General features: G+C 72.1%; 11 protein-coding genes. 1 reads left to right on the top strand and 10 read right to left on the bottom strand.

The window, feature by feature from the left end; all coding sequences use genetic code 11:
- Nucleotide 1 precedes the first annotated feature (1 nt).
- From VIS07_04750 to VIS07_04730, 5 genes are all read right to left on the bottom strand, one after another.
- Nucleotides 2-901: an MBL fold metallo-hydrolase gene (locus tag VIS07_04750; GenBank protein HEY8514808.1), complete on the bottom strand. Its 900-nt coding sequence runs from the start codon at nucleotides 899-901 to the stop codon at nucleotides 2-4.
- Nucleotides 902-905: 4 nt separating this feature from the next.
- Nucleotides 906-1,589, bottom strand: a complete 684-nt coding sequence (locus tag VIS07_04745; GenBank protein ID HEY8514807.1) for a glutathione S-transferase N-terminal domain-containing protein — start codon at nucleotides 1,587-1,589, stop codon at nucleotides 906-908.
- 88 nt (nucleotides 1,590-1,677) lie between these two features.
- A complete protein-coding gene (locus VIS07_04740) occupies nucleotides 1,678-2,043 on the bottom strand; it encodes a response regulator (GenBank protein ID HEY8514806.1) in 366 nt (121 codons plus the stop codon).
- Between the two features lie 25 nt (nucleotides 2,044-2,068).
- The gene (locus VIS07_04735; GenBank protein HEY8514805.1) at nucleotides 2,069-4,135 is read right to left on the bottom strand and encodes a PAS domain S-box protein; all 2,067 of its coding nucleotides are present in this window, start codon (nucleotides 4,133-4,135) and stop codon (nucleotides 2,069-2,071) included.
- A gap of 97 nt (nucleotides 4,136-4,232) precedes the next feature.
- A complete protein-coding gene (locus VIS07_04730) occupies nucleotides 4,233-6,011 on the bottom strand; it encodes a CehA/McbA family metallohydrolase (protein HEY8514804.1) in 1,779 nt (592 codons plus the stop codon).
- A gap of 404 nt (nucleotides 6,012-6,415) precedes the next feature.
- Here VIS07_04730 and VIS07_04725 point away from each other — a divergent pair, with 404 nt between their 5' ends.
- The gene (locus VIS07_04725) at nucleotides 6,416-9,439 is read left to right on the top strand and encodes a DUF6600 domain-containing protein (protein HEY8514803.1); all 3,024 of its coding nucleotides are present in this window, start codon (nucleotides 6,416-6,418) and stop codon (nucleotides 9,437-9,439) included.
- A gap of 156 nt (nucleotides 9,440-9,595) precedes the next feature.
- Here VIS07_04725 and VIS07_04720 read toward each other — a convergent pair whose 3' ends face one another.
- The 5 genes from VIS07_04720 to VIS07_04700 all read right to left on the bottom strand — a co-directional run bounded on the left by VIS07_04720 (nucleotide 9,596) and on the right by VIS07_04700 (nucleotide 18,050).
- Complete coding sequence (locus VIS07_04720; GenBank protein HEY8514802.1) at nucleotides 9,596-11,446, bottom strand: hypothetical protein; 1,851 nt, start codon at nucleotides 11,444-11,446, stop codon at nucleotides 9,596-9,598.
- A gap of 132 nt (nucleotides 11,447-11,578) precedes the next feature.
- Nucleotides 11,579-13,363, bottom strand: a complete 1,785-nt coding sequence (locus VIS07_04715) for an adenylate/guanylate cyclase domain-containing protein (GenBank protein HEY8514801.1) — start codon at nucleotides 13,361-13,363, stop codon at nucleotides 11,579-11,581.
- Nucleotides 13,364-13,467: 104 nt separating this feature from the next.
- Nucleotides 13,468-14,151 carry a hypothetical protein gene (locus VIS07_04710; GenBank protein HEY8514800.1) on the bottom strand — a complete coding sequence of 228 codons (684 nt, stop codon included), beginning with the start codon at nucleotides 14,149-14,151 and terminating at the stop codon, nucleotides 13,468-13,470.
- A gap of 11 nt (nucleotides 14,152-14,162) precedes the next feature.
- Entirely contained in the window at nucleotides 14,163-15,425 is a 1,263-nt protein-coding gene (locus tag VIS07_04705) for a hypothetical protein (protein ID HEY8514799.1), read from the bottom strand.
- A gap of 99 nt (nucleotides 15,426-15,524) precedes the next feature.
- On the bottom strand, nucleotides 15,525-18,050 hold the full coding sequence (locus VIS07_04700) for a DVUA0089 family protein (protein ID HEY8514798.1): 2,526 nt from the start codon (nucleotides 18,048-18,050) through the stop codon (nucleotides 15,525-15,527).
- Between the last annotated feature and the right edge of the window lie 73 nt (nucleotides 18,051-18,123).

The raw sequence follows: 18,123 nt of genomic DNA, 5'->3' as shown, positions 1-18,123 counted from the left end.
TTCAGCAGGCGACGTACCGCCCGGGCTCGAGCTCGCGCACGCGCCCCGCGGCGAGCAGCCGCTCGAGGTGCTGCGACATGCTGCGGCGCTCGACGTCGTCGACGAACGCCATCGTGTCCTGCGGACGGTAGATGAAGCGGTGCGCGACGATCTCGTCGAGCGTGTGCGGTGTGGCGAGGAACTCGAGGAGCCGCGCCTCGCGCGTCGCGATCACCGCGGCGAAGCGGTCGAGGCGGTCGCGGAACGCGTCGTAGCCCTCGAGCACGCCGACGTGGTGGAAGGTCACGTACCAGCGCGCGCGCAGATCGCGCACCATCGCGAGCGTGCGCTCGAAGTCGGCGAGCGACGACCACACGTCGCCGTAGTACGGACCGAAGCTCGAGAGCTCGATGTCCCCGAGGTAGAGCACGTCGTCCGGCTCGACGTGCAGCACGCAGTGGCCGCGCGTGTGGCCGGGCGCGTGGATGACGCGCACGCGGACGCCGCCCAGATCGAACACGTCGCCGTCCGCGAACGTCGTCGGATCCGGGCGCGCCTGGAAGTGGAAGGTGCGCACCAGCATCTCGCGCAGCGCAGCCTGGCTCGCCGGCGAGCCGCCGTAGATCCCCAGCATCGCGTCGAGCGAGCGGATGCCGGGCGCGTCGGCCTCGTGCAGCAGCCACGGCACGTCGGGGTAGAGATGGTTTCCGGCGACGTGGTCCTCGTGGCAGTGGCTGTTCAGCACGCGGTCGGCGTGCGGGCGCTCGGCGCGCGTGACGAGCGACAGCGACGGATCGACCAGCAGCGACTCCTCGCTGCCCGTGACGAGCAGCGAGTTGCCGTACGGGTAGCGTCCGCCGCGCTCCGCGCCGAGCACCGTGACCCGGCCGAGCGCGCGATCGTGGGTCCGATCGGCCGCCACGAGGTCAGCGCTGGAGGATCGTCTGCGCGCCCTTCGCGAACTCCTCGGTCGCCTTCGGGTCGCCGGTCAGGTCGGGCATCTTGAACGGCACCTCGATGCCGCGCTGACACGCCGGTCGCGCGGCGAGCGCCGCCATCCAGCGCTGCAGGTGCTCGAGGCCGTCGATCGACACGCCCGACCACTTGTAGGTGCGCACCCAGGCCCAGTTCGCGATGTCGGCGATCGAGTAGTCGCCGGCGAGGTACTCGCTCTCGCCGAGCCGCGTGTTCAGCACCTCGAACAGCCGCCGGCATTCGTTCTGGTAGCGGTCGATCGCCGGCTGGATCTTCTCCGGGAAGTAGCGGAAGAAGACGTTCGCCTGCCCCATCATCGGGCCGATGCCGCCCATCTGAAACATCAGCCACTGGATGACGCGCGAGCGGCCCTTGCGGTCCGTCGGCATGAGCTTGCCGGTCTTCTCCGCGAGGTAGATCAGGATCGCGCCCGACTCGAAGACGGCGAAGTCGTCCTCGTCGCGGTCGACGATCGTCGGAATGCGGCCGTTCGGGTTGAGCTTCAGGTACTCCGGCCGCTTCTGCTCACCGGCCATCAGGTTGATCGTGTGCACCTCGTAGGGCAGCCCGAGCTCCTCGAGGGCGATCGAAACCTTGTGCCCGTTGGGCGTCGGCGCGGTGTAGAGGTCGATCATCGGTGTCTCCTTCCGAGCGTCCTGACTAGCGTACCGTCGGAGCCGCTGGAAGGAGCGTGAAGGCGCACGACCGACCGCGCGCGGCGCGTCAGCAGTGCGTCGCGACCGTGTCGAGCAGGTGCGCGAAGTCGATCGGCTTCACCATGCACTCGATCGCGCCGAGCATGCGCGCCTTCTGCGGCGCGCTGCGGTCGGCCGAGAGGACGATCACGGGCACGTCGGCGATCGCGGGGTCGCTGAGCTGCTCGGCGCGGAACTCCCAGCCGTCCTTGACCGGCATGAAGAGGTCGAGCAGCACCAGGCAGAAGCGCTGCTCGGAGCGCAGCAGGCGCAACGCCTCGTCGCCGTCGCGCGCCTGCACGACGGTGTAGCCCTCGCCCTCGAGGAACGCCGTCATCGCCTCGCGGATGTCGTCCTCGTCCTCGACGATCAGGATGCCGAGACCGTGCAACATCGCCTCCCCCGCTCTTCGCCGTCGCTCACCGCGCGCGCGCGGAGCCGGACGAGCCGGCCCCCTCGCCCGCGCCGGCGACGTGCTGCGAGGCGAGCGGCAGCCGCACCGTGAACGTCGCACCCTGGCCGCGTCCCGGACTCTGCGCCTCCACCTCGCCGTGATGGTGCTCCACCAGGCTCTTGACGATCGCGAGACCGAGCCCGAGCCCGCTCGTCGTGCGCTTGCGGACCTCCTCCGCCTGCCGGAAGCGCTCGAAGACGTGCGGCAGGAACTCGGCGTCGATGCCCTCGCCCTCGTCGCGCACGACGACGCACGCGCTGTCGCCTTGACGCCGCAGCGACACGTACACGCCGCGTCCGGCGGGCGTGAACTTCACGGCGTTGCGCAAGAGGTTGGTGATGATCTGCTCGATGCGCACGGCGTCGCCGACGACGACCAGGTCGTCCTCGATCGTCGCCTCCAGCGTGACCCCCTTGCGGATCGCCTCGGGACGGATCGCCTCGACCGCCGCCTCGCACACGGTGCGCACCGCGACCGGCCGACGCTCGATCTCGAACGTCCCGTGGACCATGCGCGAGACGTCGAGCAGATCGTCGATCAGCTTCGCCTGCACGCGGCCGCTGCGCTCGATCGCGTCGATCGCGCGCGCCATGCGCTCCGGCGACACGAGCCCCTGGCGCATGACCGCGACCCAGCCGAGCATCGACTGCAGCGGCGTGCGCAGCTCGTGCGACACCATCGAGAGGAAGTCGTCCTTCGCGCGGTTCGCGGCCTCGGCGCGCGCGCGTGACTTGCGCTCGAGCTCGTAGAGGCGCGCGTTCTCCATCGCGACCGCCGCCTGCGCGGCGAACGCCTTGACGAAGCGCTCGTCGCGCTCGCTGAACACGTCGGGCTCGGGATGGCCGAGGAAGAGACCGCCGAGCACCTCCTCGCGCAGGACGATCGGCGTCGCGAGGTAGCTCACGATCGCCGGATGCCCGGGCGGCGTGCCCTCGTACGGTGCGTTGCTCCCGTAGCGCGGGTCGCGGCGTACGTCCGCGAGCCGGATGGTCTCGCCGCCGGGAAAGGTCGCGCCGAGGAGCGAGCTCTCGCGCGGGATCGGCAGCGCGCCGAACGCGTCGTGCGCGTTACCGGAGAGCGCGACCTGGACGTGCGACGCGCCGGACTCGTCGTGCGCCGCGAAGAAGAACGCGCCGAAGCGCGCGTGCGTGACCTCGGTCGCGATGTCGACCGCGACCTGGACGAGGTTGCGCAGGTCGAGCTCCGCGGAGAGCCGCGCGCTCGTGCGGTGCAGCGTCGCGAGCAGCCCGAGCGCTTCGCGGATCTCCGCTTCGTTGCGCTTCCGCTCGGTGACGTCGCGCGCGATCTTGGAGGCGCCGATGACCCGGCCGGCCGCGTCCTTGATCGGCGACACCGTCAAGGACACGTGGATGCGGCGGCCATCCTTGCGCACCCGCTCGGTCTCGTAGTGGTCGACCCGTCGCCCGGCGCGGATCTGCTTCAGGATGTGCGCCATGTCGTCGATGCGGTCCGGCGGGATGATGCGCTGGATGGGCTGGCCGATCATCTCGTCGGCGGCGAAGCCGAAGAGCCGCTCCGCGCCCTCGTTCCAGCTCGTGACGACGCCGTCGAGCGTCTTGCCGACGATCGCGTCGTCCGAGCTCGCGACGATCGCCGCGAGACGCGCCTGCGTCTCCTCGAAGCGCCTGCGCTCGGTGAGGTCGCGGACGATGCCGATCCAGCCGGTGACCGCGCCGTCGTCGTCGAGCGTCGGCGCGAGCACCGAGTGCACCGCGCGACGTCCGGTCCGAAGATCGAGCTCGACGTCGTACTCGACGCGCTCGCCGCGCAGCACGCGCGCGACGAACGGCTCGATCACCTCGTACGCGCGCGCGCCCACGACCTCGGCGAGCTCGCGCCCGACGAGGTCGTCGACGCGACGTCCGACCAGCGCGCCGTACTCCTCGTTCGCCCAGACGTAGCGCCGTCGCGCGTCGAACTGCGCGATCGGTACGCCGGCGAGCTGCGTGATCACCCGAAGGCGTTCGAGGTCGGCGCGCAGCCCGCGCCCGGCGCCTTCGGTCACGGTCATGCGAGGTCGAGCCTCCGCGTGGCGCCCCCGCTCATGTGCCTTCGACTGTAGTCCGGCGCGCGAGCGCGGAGCAATACGTCCGCGCGAAAGAGTCGGTCTACCGACCGAGCTTGGGCAGCCGCGTCGGCTCGGTCGCGCCCGGCGACTCGAGCCAGATCGGGCTCGTCACCGCGACGATCACCTCGCCGCGCTGGAGCTGCAGGCGATAGCGCGCGGGTCCGGTGGCGCGCACGGTGAACGTTACGTCGGGAGCGTCCACCGGGAACGACTCGACGACCTTGCCGTTGCGCACGAGGTACAGCGTGTGCGGCGGCGCGTCCTCGGGGAGATTGAAGACGCGCGCCGTGAGCTCCGCCGAGCGCGCGTAGAGCGTGTCGCCCATGATCGCGCGGTTGCCGCCGGTCGCGCGCGCCTCGAAGCGCAGGTCGGGACCATCGTTACCGAGCAGCTTGACGTAGGTGTGGCCTGCCCGCACGCCGTCGCGGATGCCCTGCTCCGAGAGGTGACGCGCGTAGACCACCGTCGTCGGACGGCCGATCGGCGTCTGCGTCACGTCGCGCGTGCGCCCGGCGTGGTGCGAGTCGCTCGAGCCCACCGCGGCGATCTTGTGGCCGCGGTCGAGCGCCGCCTCCCAGAACTCGATCGCGGTCAGCGTGAATGGGTTCGGCGCGTCGCCGAACGCGGCCGGACCGGTCTGGATCTCGATCGCGTCGACCAGCGAGAAGTCGGTCTGCGCGACCGTGAAGTCCCACGGGCAGCCGCGGCAGAAGCGGCGCAGCGTCGGGTCGGACGACGGGAAGATCGTCGGATGGTTGATCTGCGTCCAGCCGCGGTGCTGGCGCACGACGCGGAACAGATCGCGCGCCGGACGCGCGGGCCGCAGCAGCTCGACCTCGTCGTCACCGAGCCACTCGTAGACCGGACCCGTGCGATGGTCGACGTAGGTCAGGCTCGCGTGGTTGTTGGTGTGTCCGGTGTAGGTGATGATCTCCGAGCTGCGGATGACGAGCTTCCCCGGGTAGTCGTCCTGGTAGCGGCCGATCTCGCCCCACGCGGACGGCGTCACGTAGTCGGACAGCGTGATGAAGTCGAGCCCGGCGCCGCCCTCGGCGAGCGGACGGAAGGCGTAGTCGAACACCTCGCGCATGGTCGCGTCGCCGAGCGCCGAGTGCTCGGCGTGGACGTGCATGTCGCCCGCGAACCAGTCGGGACCGCGACGCGCCGGCGCGCGGTCGTAGAGCGCGGGGCGGTACGGCTCGGCCGCGAACTCCGGGTTGCTCGACAGCTCGATCTCGAGACGCCAGCGCACCCGGCCGTCCGCGTCGCCCTCCTCGGCGGACACGACGGCCGCGACGCCGAGCTCGGCCGCCCACTCGCCGGGCGGGATCGGACCCGGCAGGAAGCCGCGCGTCGTGCGGCCCGGGACGTGCCCCTTCGGATCCTCGAGGTACTCCTCCTCGGTGGAGAAGCCCTGCGGCGTCAGCGTCACGTCCGGATGGCTCGAGCCGCCCCAGCCGCGGAACTGCTCGACGCCCCACGTGCCGCCCGGCGGACGCGGCTCCCAGAGGCCGAGGTCGATCGTGTGTCCGACCGAGACGTCGCCCTCCGGGCGGTCCCAGCAATACTTGACGCGCAGCTGGGTCGTCCCCGGCGGCACCACGAACGGCACCATCACGTAGGAGCCCTGCAGCTCGTGCGGGAACGAGCCCTCGATCACCTGCGTCGGCGTGATCGGGTCGCCGCCCTCGCAGACGCCGTTCACCAGCGCGGTGCGCTCGTCGACGCCGTCGTGCGCGACGTGCGCGACGGCGCGCGGCACGCCGAGGCTCGCGACCAGCGCGACGGCGAGGGCCAGGGCCGAGAACGAAACCCGCACGGCGCGGGAGCCGCGTCCGCGGCCCGGAAGAGATCTGTCAGCAATCCACACGCGGCACGCCCTCCGTTGGTGCATCCGTTCCGTCGTGAGCTTGTATACGAGCGCCTCTTTGCCCGGTTCAAGGCGCAATGCGACGGGCCGTCGTGCGCGTGACCCGAAGCGCGCAGGAAAAGCGCAAATCGCACGGCCGGCGCGCTTTTGTGGATTCTACACGCGCACGACCGCGCGACCTTCTCGTGCCCCGCGTGTTGGAGCTGCATGGGCTGAGGAAACACCGGCATCGCGCGCTCCGCGGACCGTCGTCCGGAGCGCGTCCCTGAACCCGCGCCTGGCACGCTTCTCGCGATTCCCGCAGCAAGCGCGCGCTTCGATCCTCGCCCCCGACGACGAAAGGGAAGGTCGAAGTGCATCTTCACGAAGACGGCAGACGAGATTCGGCGTCACGCGGCGCCGCCTGGCTCGAGCGCCTCGGGCGCACCGCGAGCGCGGCGCTGACGCTCGTCTTGAGTTTATTCTTGTCGATGGGCGCTGCGACCGCGGCCGAGGACGATTGGGAGCCGCGCGTCGCGCGCGTCGCCTGGACCGAGGGCGACGTCTCCTACCTCAACGCCGACGCCGAGGAGTGGGCGCCCGTCGAGATCAATGCGCCGCTCGTGACCGGCGACCGCTTCTACAGCGGACCGGGCGCGAAGGCCGAGCTCGAGCTGCCGGGTGGCATCCACGCGCGCGTCGACGAAGAGACCGAGCTCGACCTGCTCGAGCTCTCCGACCGGGCGGTGCACGTCCGCGTCGGTCTCGGCACCGCGACCTTCCGCGTGCGCGACGTCCCGGTCGGGCACCACGTCGAGCTCTCGACGCCGGCGACCGCGGTGGTCGCGCGCACGCGCGGCGTCTACCGCGTCGACGTCGAGGCCGACGGCGTCACCACGGTGCTCGTGCGCGACGGCGAGGTCGACGCGTACCTCGGCGAGGATCGCTACCGTCTGGGCGAGAACCGCGGCGCGCGCTTCGTCGCCTACGGCGAGGGCGACGACGAGTACGAGCCGGTCGAGGTCTTCGACGCGAGCTACGTCGAGCCGGATCGCTGGGACCAGTGGGAGAGCGAGCGCGCGGCGCGCGTGCGCAACGCGGTGAGCTACCAGTACGTCGACGACGACGTCTACGGCGTCGCCGACCTCGACCACTACGGCGACTGGCAGCGCCACGAGGAGTACGGACCGATCTGGCGTCCGCGTCAGGTCGCGTCCGGCTGGGCGCCGTTCAGCAACGGCCGCTGGGTCTGGCAGGACCCGTGGGGCTGGACCTGGGTCGACTACGAGCCGTGGGGCTGGGCGCCGTCGCACTACGGCCGCTGGGTCTACGTGCAGGACTACTGGGCGTGGGCGCCGGGTCCGGTCGTCGCGCGACCGGTGTACGCGCCGGCGACGGTCGGCTTCCTCGGCGTGAGCGTCAACACGCCGAGCCTCTCGGTGTCGATCGGCATCGGCTCCGGACCGTCGGTCGGCTGGGTGCCGCTCGGCTGGGGCGAGCCGATCCTGCCGTGGTGGCGTGGCGTCGGCGGCGTCGTGCCGGGCCGTCCGTGGTGGGGCGGCTGGGGCGGCCCGCGCGTCGTCAACAACACCATCATCAAGGAGACCAACATCACCAACATCGACGTGACGAACATCCGCTACGCGAACCTCGAGCGGCCGCGCGGCTTCACCGCGGTCGAGCGCGACGCGTTCGTGCGCGGCGATCTACGCCGCCTCGACCTGCCGCACGACCGCATCCGCGAGATCGCCCGTCCGCTGCGCGGCGCGCCGGAGATCGTCCCGCAGCGCGAGAGCCTGTTCGCGACGCGGCCGGCGAAGCTGCGCGAGGGTCGGCGCGTCGAGCCGCCGCGCGAAGCACTGCAGCGCGCGGCCGTCACGACGCGTGCGGTGCCGGCGTCGCGTCCCGCGTTCGAGAGCAAGCGTCCGCTGATCGAGCAGGCGAAGGGTCAGCCGGTCGAGCCGCGCGAGCTGCGGCGTCTGGCTCGCGCCGAGGACGGCAAGCGGTCGCAGGTGCAGACCGTGGCGGCGCGCGGCCAGCGCGTCGTCCGGCCGGCGATCACGGCGGAGGCGCCGAAGCAGGCGCGCGGTCCGATCGAGCGCCGTGCGAGCGCGCAGCGCGGGATGTCCGAGCGCGAGTCGCGCACCGCGACGGTGCCGCGACGCGAGACGGGTGCGGACCGCGACGTGAGCCGCGACGGCGCGCAAGCCGCACGGGGCGGCGCGCAAGGCGCGCCGACCGAGCGCGCGCGTGCGCGCTCGACGACGCGCGAGCGCGGCACTCGCGATGGGCAGAGCGATCGTCCGGGCAGCGTCACCGCCGAGCGGCGACAGCCCGATTCGACGCAGCGGCGCCAGGCGCTCGATACGCCGGAGCGCGGCGCGCCGAGCGCCCGGGCGAGCCGCCCGGACGCCGACACCCGCGAGGCGGCGCGCACGTCGCCCAACGCGCGCACGGCCTCGGATGCCCGCACGTCGAGCGCCGAGCGTGGCCGAGCCGACCGCGAGGCGGCGCGCACGCGGAGCGAGAGCGCCGCGCGCGAGCAGCGCGCCGCGGTCGAGCGCGACCGCGCGCAGAGCGAGCGCCGTCAGCGCGAGCAAGCCGAGCGGACGCGCGCCGAGCAAGCGGCGCGCACGCGCAACCAGCAGGCCGAGAGGACGCGCGTCGAGCGCGCGCAGCGCGAGCAGGCGCAACGTCAGCAGACCGAGCGCGCGCAGCGCGAGCAGGCGCAGCGTCAGCAGACCGAGCGCGCGCAGACGCAGCGTCGCGAGCAGGAGGCCGTCGAGCGCCAGCAGCGCGAGCAGGTCGAGCGCCAGCAGCGTCAGCAGGCGGAGCGCCGTCAGCGCGACGCCGCGGCGCGCCAGCAGCGCGAGCAGCAGCAGCGCGAGCGCACCCGGGTCGAGAGCCAGCAGCGACAGCAAGCGGAGCGCGCGCAGGTCGAGCGGCGTCAACGCGAGCAGGCGCAGCGCACACAGGCCGAGCGTGCGCAACGCGAGCGCGCACAGCGCGAGCAGGCGCAGCGAGCTCAGGCACAGCGTGCGCAAGCCGAGCGGACACAGCGTGAGCGCGCACAACGCGAGCAAGCGCAACGCGCGCAGGCCGAGCGCACCCAGCGTGAGCAGGCGCAACGCGCCCAGGCGCAGCGCGCGCAACGCGAGCAGGCGCAGCGCGCCCAGCAGCAGCGTGCCCAGGCCGAGCGCGCACGACGCGAGCAAGCCCAGCGTGCCCAGCAGCAGCGCACCCAGGCCCAGCGCGCACAGCGCGAGCAGGCCCAGCGTGCGCAAGCGCAGCGCAACCAGCGCGAGCAGACGCGCCGCGCGCCGGACAACGACGACGATCCGCGCGCCGCGTCGCGCGCGCGGCAGAGCCCGCGCCGCCAGTCGCGCAGCGGCACCTGAGCCAGGCCGCGCGCACACGGACCCGGCTGCGCGCACACGGGCGCGCGGAGCCGGACTCCGCGCACACACCACGCGCGCGAAACGCGCGCGCGGCGCCGGACGGAAACCTCCGTCCGGCGCCGCGCGTTCACGGGGCGGGACTCAGTCAGGCGGGGATCAGGTGGCGGGAACGAGCTGGGTGAAGAGCACCAGGTGCCCGGGCTGACGGCGCACCGCGGCCGCCTTGAGATCGAGGTCGAGGAAGCTCGGCAGCGGGAAGCTCAACGTGGTCCCGATCAGGTCCGGGATCTGCGTCGCGAGCACGATCGGACCGACCGCCTCGATCAGGTCCGCGCTCGTGCCGATCGGGTTGTCGACGACGAAGAGGCGGAGACTCTGCGCGTCGATCGGGCCGAGCAAGGCCTCGACCTGACCGTTTCGCGCCAGCAGGTCGACGCCGACGCGCGCGTCGATCGCGACGCGCAGCAGCTCCTCCTCGCGCACGGCGCCGTTCGCGTCGACGAGCTTCGCGAGCGTCACCAGCAGGTGCGCGATCTGCAGATCGAGGATCTCGCCGTGCGGTCCCGGATCGGCCGTGACGACCGGCGCCAGCGTCGCCTTGGTCTTGACGCGGATCGGCGTGTCCGGCGGCAGCGCGGCGAACTCGGGGATGGCGGCGAAGGTCGCCGCCGTCAGCGGCTCGCCCTTCACCTCGTCGAGCGTCAGCGCGAAGCGGCGCGCCTCGGTCTCGCTCATCAGCAGCCGGTTGATCGCCGACAGCGACACCGCGAACGCCGCGTCGTGCAGGACGATGTCGTGCAGCGTCGGCGTGCCCGACGGGACGAGCAGCGAGCCCGGCAGGTCGGGGTCGGGACGTGCGGGAAGGCTGAGCACGCCGCCGGGCAGCCCGGGCCGCACGATCACTCTTGGGTTGACGTCGACGTGCAGGAACGCCTGCAGCCCGACCGCGAGCTCGTCGACCGTCGCGAAGCGGGCCTCGATCTCCGACCGCAGCCCGGGCACCTCGACGCTGCCGATGTCGAGCGCCGCGAGCTGCTCCTCGATCGCCGCCGCGATCGGCGCGTCTTCCGGACCGAAGCCGTCGGGGTCGACGAGGAAGCGCTCGAGCGCGGTCGTCAGGCTCTCCTGCACCTTGTCGCGCACGCGCTTCTCCTTCTTCTTCTCGAAGAGGCCGGAGCCCGAGCAGTCGACCTGTGACGCGAGCCCGCTGAACGCCACCGTGACCTCCTTGCCGTTCACCTTCACCTGACGCACGGCGATCGACGAGCCGTCCGACGTCGGCGAGAGCTGCTGGTGCGTCGTCACGCGCACCTCGCCGATGTCGAGCTGCATGTCGCAGTGCACGCCGCCGAAGATCCCCGGCTTGTCGATGCGCAGGTCGACCGACACGTCGTCGATGATCCCGGTCACGTCGAGGCGGTTGGTGTTGGCGTCGAGCACCAGCGCGAGACCGCGGAAGCTCGGCGGCGGGTTCTGCACGATGGTGATCGTCGCGCCGTCGTCCTCGAAGCTCGACGGCAGCAAGGCGGCGAGGTCGAGCTGCTGCTCGATCAGCGCCGCCGCGACCGGCGCGATGTCGTCGAGCCCCGACTGCACGACCCGCAGCCCGAAGCCGTTCGCGATGGTGAACGCGTCCGGCCGCATGTCGCCGGTGACGACGACGACGCGGCTGCGCGACACCTTGCCGGAGCTCAGGTTCGTCATCTCCGCGACGAGCGGCTGGAAGACCTCGCCCGCGACCGTCGGGACGGTGGCGCGGAACGTCTTGCTCTCGACGTCGACCGCCGCCGGGACGCCGTTCACCGAGACCTGCACGTTCGCGGGATCGACCTCGTGGATCGAGCCGTCGACGACGATCGAGCTCGTGGTCGGCGGGAAGAAGGTCCCGTGCGCCGGCGAGGTGATCCGCACCTCGGCGGGCGGCTTGCACGCGAGCGTGAGCGCGACGAGAGACACCGCGAGCGTCACCGTGGCGCGCGCGCGGAACGATCGAGACGCATGGTCCATGGCTGCCCCCTCTTGGTGGTCGCCGAGCGGCCGACACGGCCGCCGGCACGGGGGCGGGGTTAGCGCGCCTCGCCGCGGGCAGTCATAAGAGGATCGTAAAATAAGGGTAAAAGATCGCGCCCGGCTCGGCGCTCAGCCGAGCACCTCGACCACCTCGACGGGCTCCTGCTTGCCGCGCACGGCGAGCACCTCTCGCCGTCCGAGCACGAAGCCCGGCGACAGGCGGCGCGCGGTGTCGGCGGAGACGAGGATCGTCGCGCCGAGCTCGCGCGTCAGACCCTCGATGCGGCTCGCGAGGTTCACCGCGTCGCCGACGACGCCGTACTCGCTGCGCTCGTCGGGTCCGAGGCACCCGGCGACCACCTCTCCGGTGTGGATCCCGACCCCGATGCGGATCGGCGGAATGCCGTCCGCGGCGATCGCCTCGTTCAACGCCGGCAGGCGCGCCACCATGGCGAGCGCGGCGCGCACCGCGCGGTCCGGATCGTCCGCGTGCGCGACCGGCGCGCCGAAGAGCGCCATCACGCCGTCGCCGACGAACTGCCGCACGACGCCGCCCTGCTCTTCCACCGCGGCCACCATCTCGGTGAACAGCCGGTTGACGACGCGGATCAGCACGTCGGGCGGCGTGCGCTCGGCGATCGTGGTGAAGCCGCGCACGTCCTGGAAGAGGATCGTCACCTCGCGACGCTCGCCCGCGAGCGCCGGCGCGTCGCTCAGCACCGCCGCCGCGATGTCGCGCGACACGAAGCGTCCGAACGTCGCCTTGACCCGCTCGCGCTCCTCGAGTCCTTCGGCCATCTCGTTGAACGCGCGCGCGAGGAAGCCGACCTCGTCGTCACGCCGCAGCGTCACGCGCTGCGAGAGGTCGCCGGCGAGCACCGCGCGCATCGCGCCCGCGAGCGAGCGCAGTGGCGCCGCGATGCCGCCCGCGATGAGCCCACCGACGACCAGCGCCGCGAGCAGCGCCGCGGCGCCGATCAGGGCCACGTGCGCGGGCAGCCGCCGCAGCGGACCCAGCGCCCCGTCGTAGGACGCCTGCACGAGGACGAAGACCGGCTCGCGCACCGCGGCCTCGATCGGCAGCAGGATCGAGAGCAGGCGCGTGCCGTCGACGGAGACGAGGAAGGTGTCGCGCGCTTCGTCCGACGCAGCCGCCGACGCCGGCTCCGCAAGCGCGTCCGCTCGACCGAGCGCCTCAGGAGCGTCCGCACGACCGAGCGTCGCGTGCGCGTCGGACCGCTCGAGCGCTTCGCGGATCGCCGGCAGCGCCGCCGTGCGACGCTCCGCGGGCAGCGACGACGCGAGCACGCGCTGCGCGGTGACGAAGCTGATCTGCGTGCCGGTCGCGGTCGCGAGCCGGCGCGCGCTCGCGTCGTCGATCGGCACGCCGGCGAGCAGGTAGCCAATCGGATCGGGCGCCAGCACCGAGGTCGCAACGAGCAGCTTGAGCCCGCCGCCGAGCTCGTTGACCGCGACACGCGCCACTCCGCTGCGCATGACGCTCGCGAGCGGCTCGATCGCGCGCACCTCGCTGCCGACGACCGCCTCGCCGCCCGCGGCCGCGAGGAGACGCCCGCGCTCGTCGGTGATCCACAGCAGCTCGACGCCGAGCCGCTCGCGTTGATTGACGGCGACCGAAGCGATCGTGCCGGGGTCGTAGGTCGCGATCGCGCGCTTGAGCGCGAAGTCGGCCGCGAGCAGCTCGGTCTCGCCGGTGAGACGTCGCGCGCGCTCGCCGAGCAGCGCGCGGAAGACGTGGCCGGTGGCGTCGAACTGCCGGCGCAGGCTCGCCTCGACCCAGCCGCTCACCGCGGCGCCGAGCACCCACAGCGTCGCGAGCAGGACGGCGAGCAGCAGCGCGGCGTACGGCAGCAGGATGCGCGCGCGCAGACTCGGACGTAGCCAGCCCCTCACTCGGGCGTCCTTCCTTTCGCCGCCCTGCGGGGCTCACGCGGCGTCGCCGCGCTGCGCTCCACGGATCGGCCGATCGTTCGGGTGAAGCTCGTTCGGCGAAGCCTCTACTCGTAGCTGCGCGCGCCGCCACGCGGAGCGGGTCGCGGGCGCGGCGGGGCAGCATCGATGGTGAAGGTGACGGGCGCGGTCGTCTCGGTGAGCTCGATCGTCTTGCGGGTCGCTTCGGGACCGCCCTTCTGCCGCTCGTGCCAGGCCAGCACGTCGTACGTGCCCGGAGGCAGATCGCGCAGCACGAACAGCCCCTGCGCGTCGGTCACGGCGTAGAAGGAGTTCGGCACGACCAGGATCACGGCCTCCATCCAGTCGTGGATGTTGCAGCCGATCTTGGCGGCGCCGAGCTGGTCGAAGACCACCGCCGGCGCGTCCTCGCCCTTGTAGAGCGGCAGCTCGAAGGTCTTGGTGCGCGAGAACGAGTAGACGTGGTGGTGGATCTGGTCGTGGTTGGGAAAGCTCACCGCGGTGCCGACCACCACCGGCAGGACGTGCGGCACGAATTGCTTCTGCACCTGATCCATCGCGGCCGAGCCCGGACCGGGGGGCGCCTCGACGCCCTCCGGAAGGCGCTCGACGAACACCACCGCCTCGTCGAGCGGCTGGCCGGACGCGTCCGTGACCTTTCCCGTGAGCTCGAGCGCGCACGCGGGACCCGGCGCCGCCATCAGCAGCAGTGCGGCGAGCGCGGACAGCGTGCCCGTAGTCCGCGTCGAACCGGACGCTCGCGACCTCATCGTCCCGTCGCTCAGTAGCGAAAGCGGTAGCTCACCTGCCAGCCGTCGTCGCCCGGCGTCCGGGTGCGCGGCCGGTCGCTGTCGACCCACACGTACTCGAACGCGAGACGATGTCGCAGCCAAAATTCGAAGAGGTAGGCGACGGTGTAGGCGTGGCCGCTCTCGTTGGTGTCGGCGCCGCCGTCGTCGTCGCGCACGCGGAAGTCGTCGTAGCGGAACGTGATCCGGTGCTCGCGCCAGCGGTACGAGACCAGCGGGTAGAACGCGTGCACCGTGCTGCCGAGCGGCGCGCTACGGACGGCGGTCTTGCCGTAGAGCATCTGCACGACGACGTCGAGCCCGGGGAGCGGCTGCAGCGAGACGCCCGCGACGCCGAAGCGCGTCTCCCACACCCCCATCACGTCGAGGTCGCCGAGGTTGTCATAGTAGCCGGCGTGCGCGCTGCCGATCCTCCACGGATCGGTGATGCTGCCGCCGACGTAGATCGCCGGGCGCCCGTCGCGCTCGTCGAACACCTCGGTGAAGCCGCCGCCGTCGAGCAGCGGCAGCTTGCTGTTCGCGCCGGAGAGGAAGTCGCTCAGCACCCAGCCGCGGCGCGCGAGCAGGATGCCCGCCTGATCCGGTCCCCAGCCCGCACCGGCGAACGCCGCGACCTCGGGACCGCCCCGCTCCGCGTGCCACCAGTGGCCCTCGAAGCCGACCACCCGACCCTCCTCCCAGAGCCACGAGTTGAGCGCCGACGGCGTCAGCGAGAACGCCGGCGTGCGCGCCGGACCCACGTGCTCGAGCGAGAACGGCGGGTTCGAGAGGCCGACGAGGAGGCCGAAGCCGCCGTCTTCGTGGCTCCAGTCGCGGCGCAGGAAGGCCTCGACGATGCGCACCGGGTCGTGGTCCGGGCTCGTGTCGCCGCGGTCGTCGAGGTCGCCGTCCCAGTTGACCTGCGCCTCGGCGCGCCAGCCCCACGGCAGCTCGAGCGACGGCTGCAGCGCGAGCTGCGAGATCGCGAAGCGCGTGACGCGCTCGAAGCGCCCGTCGTCCACGACGCCGCCGTAGCGCAGCTTGCCCGGACCGCGCTCCTGCCAGCTCGGCGCTTCGCTGCCGCGCGCGACGCGCAGGTCGACGAGCGCGCGCAGCGAGAAGCGGCTTTTCTGCTCGACGGCGTACGGGCTCGTGGCGCCGGTGTCGTCGAGCGCGTACGGGCTGTCCTGGGCCGACGCGGTCGAGCCCGGCACCGAGGGACCGACCAGGGCCAGGACCAGGACCAGGGCAAGCACCAGCGCACATCCGACCTTCATCGCCGGTCGCGCATTGGCGCATCCCGAACCGCGCGTGTCAACGACGCCGGCGCACTCGCGGGGCGCGCCGACGTCGGCTCACTTGGCCTTGGCCCGCAGCTCCTTGCTCGTGTTGCGCGTGATGTCGCTCGCAGCGAACGTCTGCCCGAAGCAGACCGGGCTGTCGTTCGCGCTCACCTCGACGACGACCGGAGGCACCACGGCGAGCGGTCCGTCCTCGAGCTCGACGCCTCTCGCACGCCACTGCACCCTCGCCTTGTTCGTCGCGCCGGCGCGCAGCATCACCGAGTTGGTGCCGCTCGGCGCCACCTTCGTGTCGCGGTACACGAAGCCGTTCGGGTTGCTCGTCGATCCCGTCCGCTTCCAGCAGTTGCGGACCTTGCACAGATCGCCCGCGGGCGCCGCGGCCCGGCGCACGAGACCGCCCGCGTCGTACACGCAGACGCGGTAGAACGAGCCGCCCAGCGGATCGCCGAGCTCGGCGAACGACGTGGCCTCGCCCTTCGTCCAGGAGAACGTGAGCGCGTCTTGCCGGTCGTTCGGCTTGTCGCTGATCACGAGCCTCGTCGCGCCCGCCGCGCGGCAGCTCCCGAGCGGTACCGGCGGACAATCGAAAGTTCCGGTCGAGAGACCGAAGGCGACCGCGTTCAGCGTGTCCTCCGTGCCGCTCAGGCCTTCGTTCGGCGCGTAGACGTCGGCACCGAAGTCGACGTCGACGTCGTCCTCGGTGCCGAAGACGAAGTCGGGGCCGACGCCGACGAGCCCGGCGAGATTGCCGCCCTGGTCCATGATGTTGGGGACGTCGTTGAACTGGTCGGTGTGGAAGTTCGCGAACAGGTGCCCCGCCTCGTGCGCGGCGACGTTGCCGATCCCGCGCCCGACGAGCTCGATCTTGCTCGCGCCGGGTCCCAGCGGGAACTGGTTGAGCGAGTTCGGGTCGAAGCTCGGCCCGCTCAGCAGGTCGAGCAGCACGACGCCGGTCTCCTCGCCGGCGAAGTTCCCGGGATCGATCGACTGCGCGATGCCGATCGTGAAGATCCCGAGCTCGGCCATCGTGCCGCCGACGATCACGCGGCTCACGTAGGGCTCGCCGAACGGATCGGCGTGGTCGCGGCTGTTGAGCAGCACGACGTCGAACTCGCCGGGAATCTGCGAGGCGTCGTAGTCGCCGTTCGCGCTCAGGACGCGCATGTCGGAGGACAGGTTCTCCTCGATGGTCGCGAGGATGACGTCGATCAGCGCGTCCTCGTCGGCGGGCGTGAGGCCGAAGCTCGGGAGGAAGCTCGCGAGCGGCGACAGCTTCACCCTGCCTCCCGGCACGCCGAAGATGGATCGATCGAGCGTGGCGCCGTCGAAGTCGATGAACAGCTTCTGCACCGTGCCGGTGAGCGCGCGCTCGAACGCCGGTCGCAGGACGCGCAGCTCGAGCGTGTAGGCGCCCTCGACGCCGCCGACGCGCACCGCGTACGTTCCGCCGGTCTCGACGACGTACGCGAAGCCCGCGGTCCCGCCGTTGGGCACCGGACCCGGCGAGATGAAGTTGAGGTTGAAGACCGTGCCGACGCGCTCGGCGCCGTCCGGATCGATCAGGCTGATTCGCGTCCCCGTGGCCCCGAGCAGGTTTGCCGCGACGACGTCGCCCCGCTCGAGCTCGAGCAAGAAGTGATCGCGGTCGATGGCGTTGACCCCGAGCGTGACCTCGTACGTCCCCTCGGTCGCCACGCCGTTGCCGGTCGACGAATCGAACGGGTCGCTCGGAAACGGCGACTGGTAGGCGCCGATCGAGACGTAGTACGTCCCGGCCGCGAGCACGGTGTAGAGCAGGTAGCTGTCGAACGTCCCGCCGCGCGGATCGTCGTCGTTGAAGGCCACGAGGTTGCCGGCCTCGTCCCAGACCGTCACCCACGAGTCCAAGCAGCAGAACGGCTCCCCGGTGTCGACGTCGACCAGGATCTCGTCGCCCGCCGCGAGCACGCCGAGCGCGAAGAAGTCGTAGTCGCCCTTGGCGCTGCCCCCGCCGCCGTGCGGACCGTCGCCGATCGTGCCACTGACCCGCACCGTCTTCCCGCTGCTCACGCCGACCGCCGCCGCGAGCGGGATCGAGCCGTCGTCCTCGGCGAACGGTCCGACGATCGTCGGCGCCGGCGGCGGCGAGATGACGCCCGTGAGGTCCGCCGCGCCGTCCTTGCCGACCCCGCTGCCGAGCCCGGGGATCGGCGCCGCCTCGGCGCGCGTGTCGTTCGGCTCGGACTCGCTGGCGGCGATCAGGCTCGTCGGCCGCGGTGCAGGATCGGTCCTGCGCTTCGCCGCGCTCTGCTCGCGCAGCCACGCCTGCCAGGCGGCGTAGTCCGGCTTCTCGCCGACGGGCAGGAAGCTCAGGAAGGGATTCGCCGCGCTCGGCCACGTCGCAGAGGCGACCCGCGCCGCCGCGGCCGCCGCGCCCTTCGGTTTGAACGCCTCGGCACGCACCGCGTCCGGGTCGAGCGCCTGCGCGCGGGATGGCTGCGCCGCGGCGAGCAGCAGCAGACACGGGAGAAGGGCGTACGCGACGCCGTGCAAAGCATCGACGCGCACGACACGTGCGCGCTCGAACGGCTGGCTCATCTTCGCTCGCCTCCCCCGGAAACCTCGCCGCAGCCGCGCCTTCCCGATGCGATGCGGCTGCCGGTCGCCAGCA

The sequence above is a fragment of the Candidatus Binatia bacterium genome (assembly GCA_036563615.1).
Taxonomy (GTDB): Bacteria; Desulfobacterota; Binatia; order UBA12015; family UBA12015; genus DATCMB01.
This window is presented reverse-complemented; position numbering and strand designations above follow the sequence as displayed.

What these genes read in the sequence shown, in the direction of transcription:
- VIS07_04745 (HEY8514807.1), bottom strand. Translation starts at nt 1,589, where the DNA reads ATGATCGACCTCTACACCGCGCCGACGCCCAACGGGCACAAGGTTTCG.
- VIS07_04740 (HEY8514806.1), bottom strand. Translation starts at nt 2,043, where the DNA reads ATGTTGCACGGTCTCGGCATCCTGATCGTCGAGGACGAGGACGACATC.
- VIS07_04735 (HEY8514805.1), bottom strand. Translation starts at nt 4,135, where the DNA reads ATGACCGTGACCGAAGGCGCCGGGCGCGGGCTGCGCGCCGACCTCGAA.
- VIS07_04720 (HEY8514802.1), bottom strand. Translation starts at nt 11,446, where the DNA reads ATGGACCATGCGTCTCGATCGTTCCGCGCGCGCGCCACGGTGACGCTC.
- VIS07_04710 (HEY8514800.1), bottom strand. Translation starts at nt 14,151, where the DNA reads ATGAGGTCGCGAGCGTCCGGTTCGACGCGGACTACGGGCACGCTGTCC.
- VIS07_04700 (HEY8514798.1), bottom strand. Translation starts at nt 18,050, where the DNA reads ATGAGCCAGCCGTTCGAGCGCGCACGTGTCGTGCGCGTCGATGCTTTG.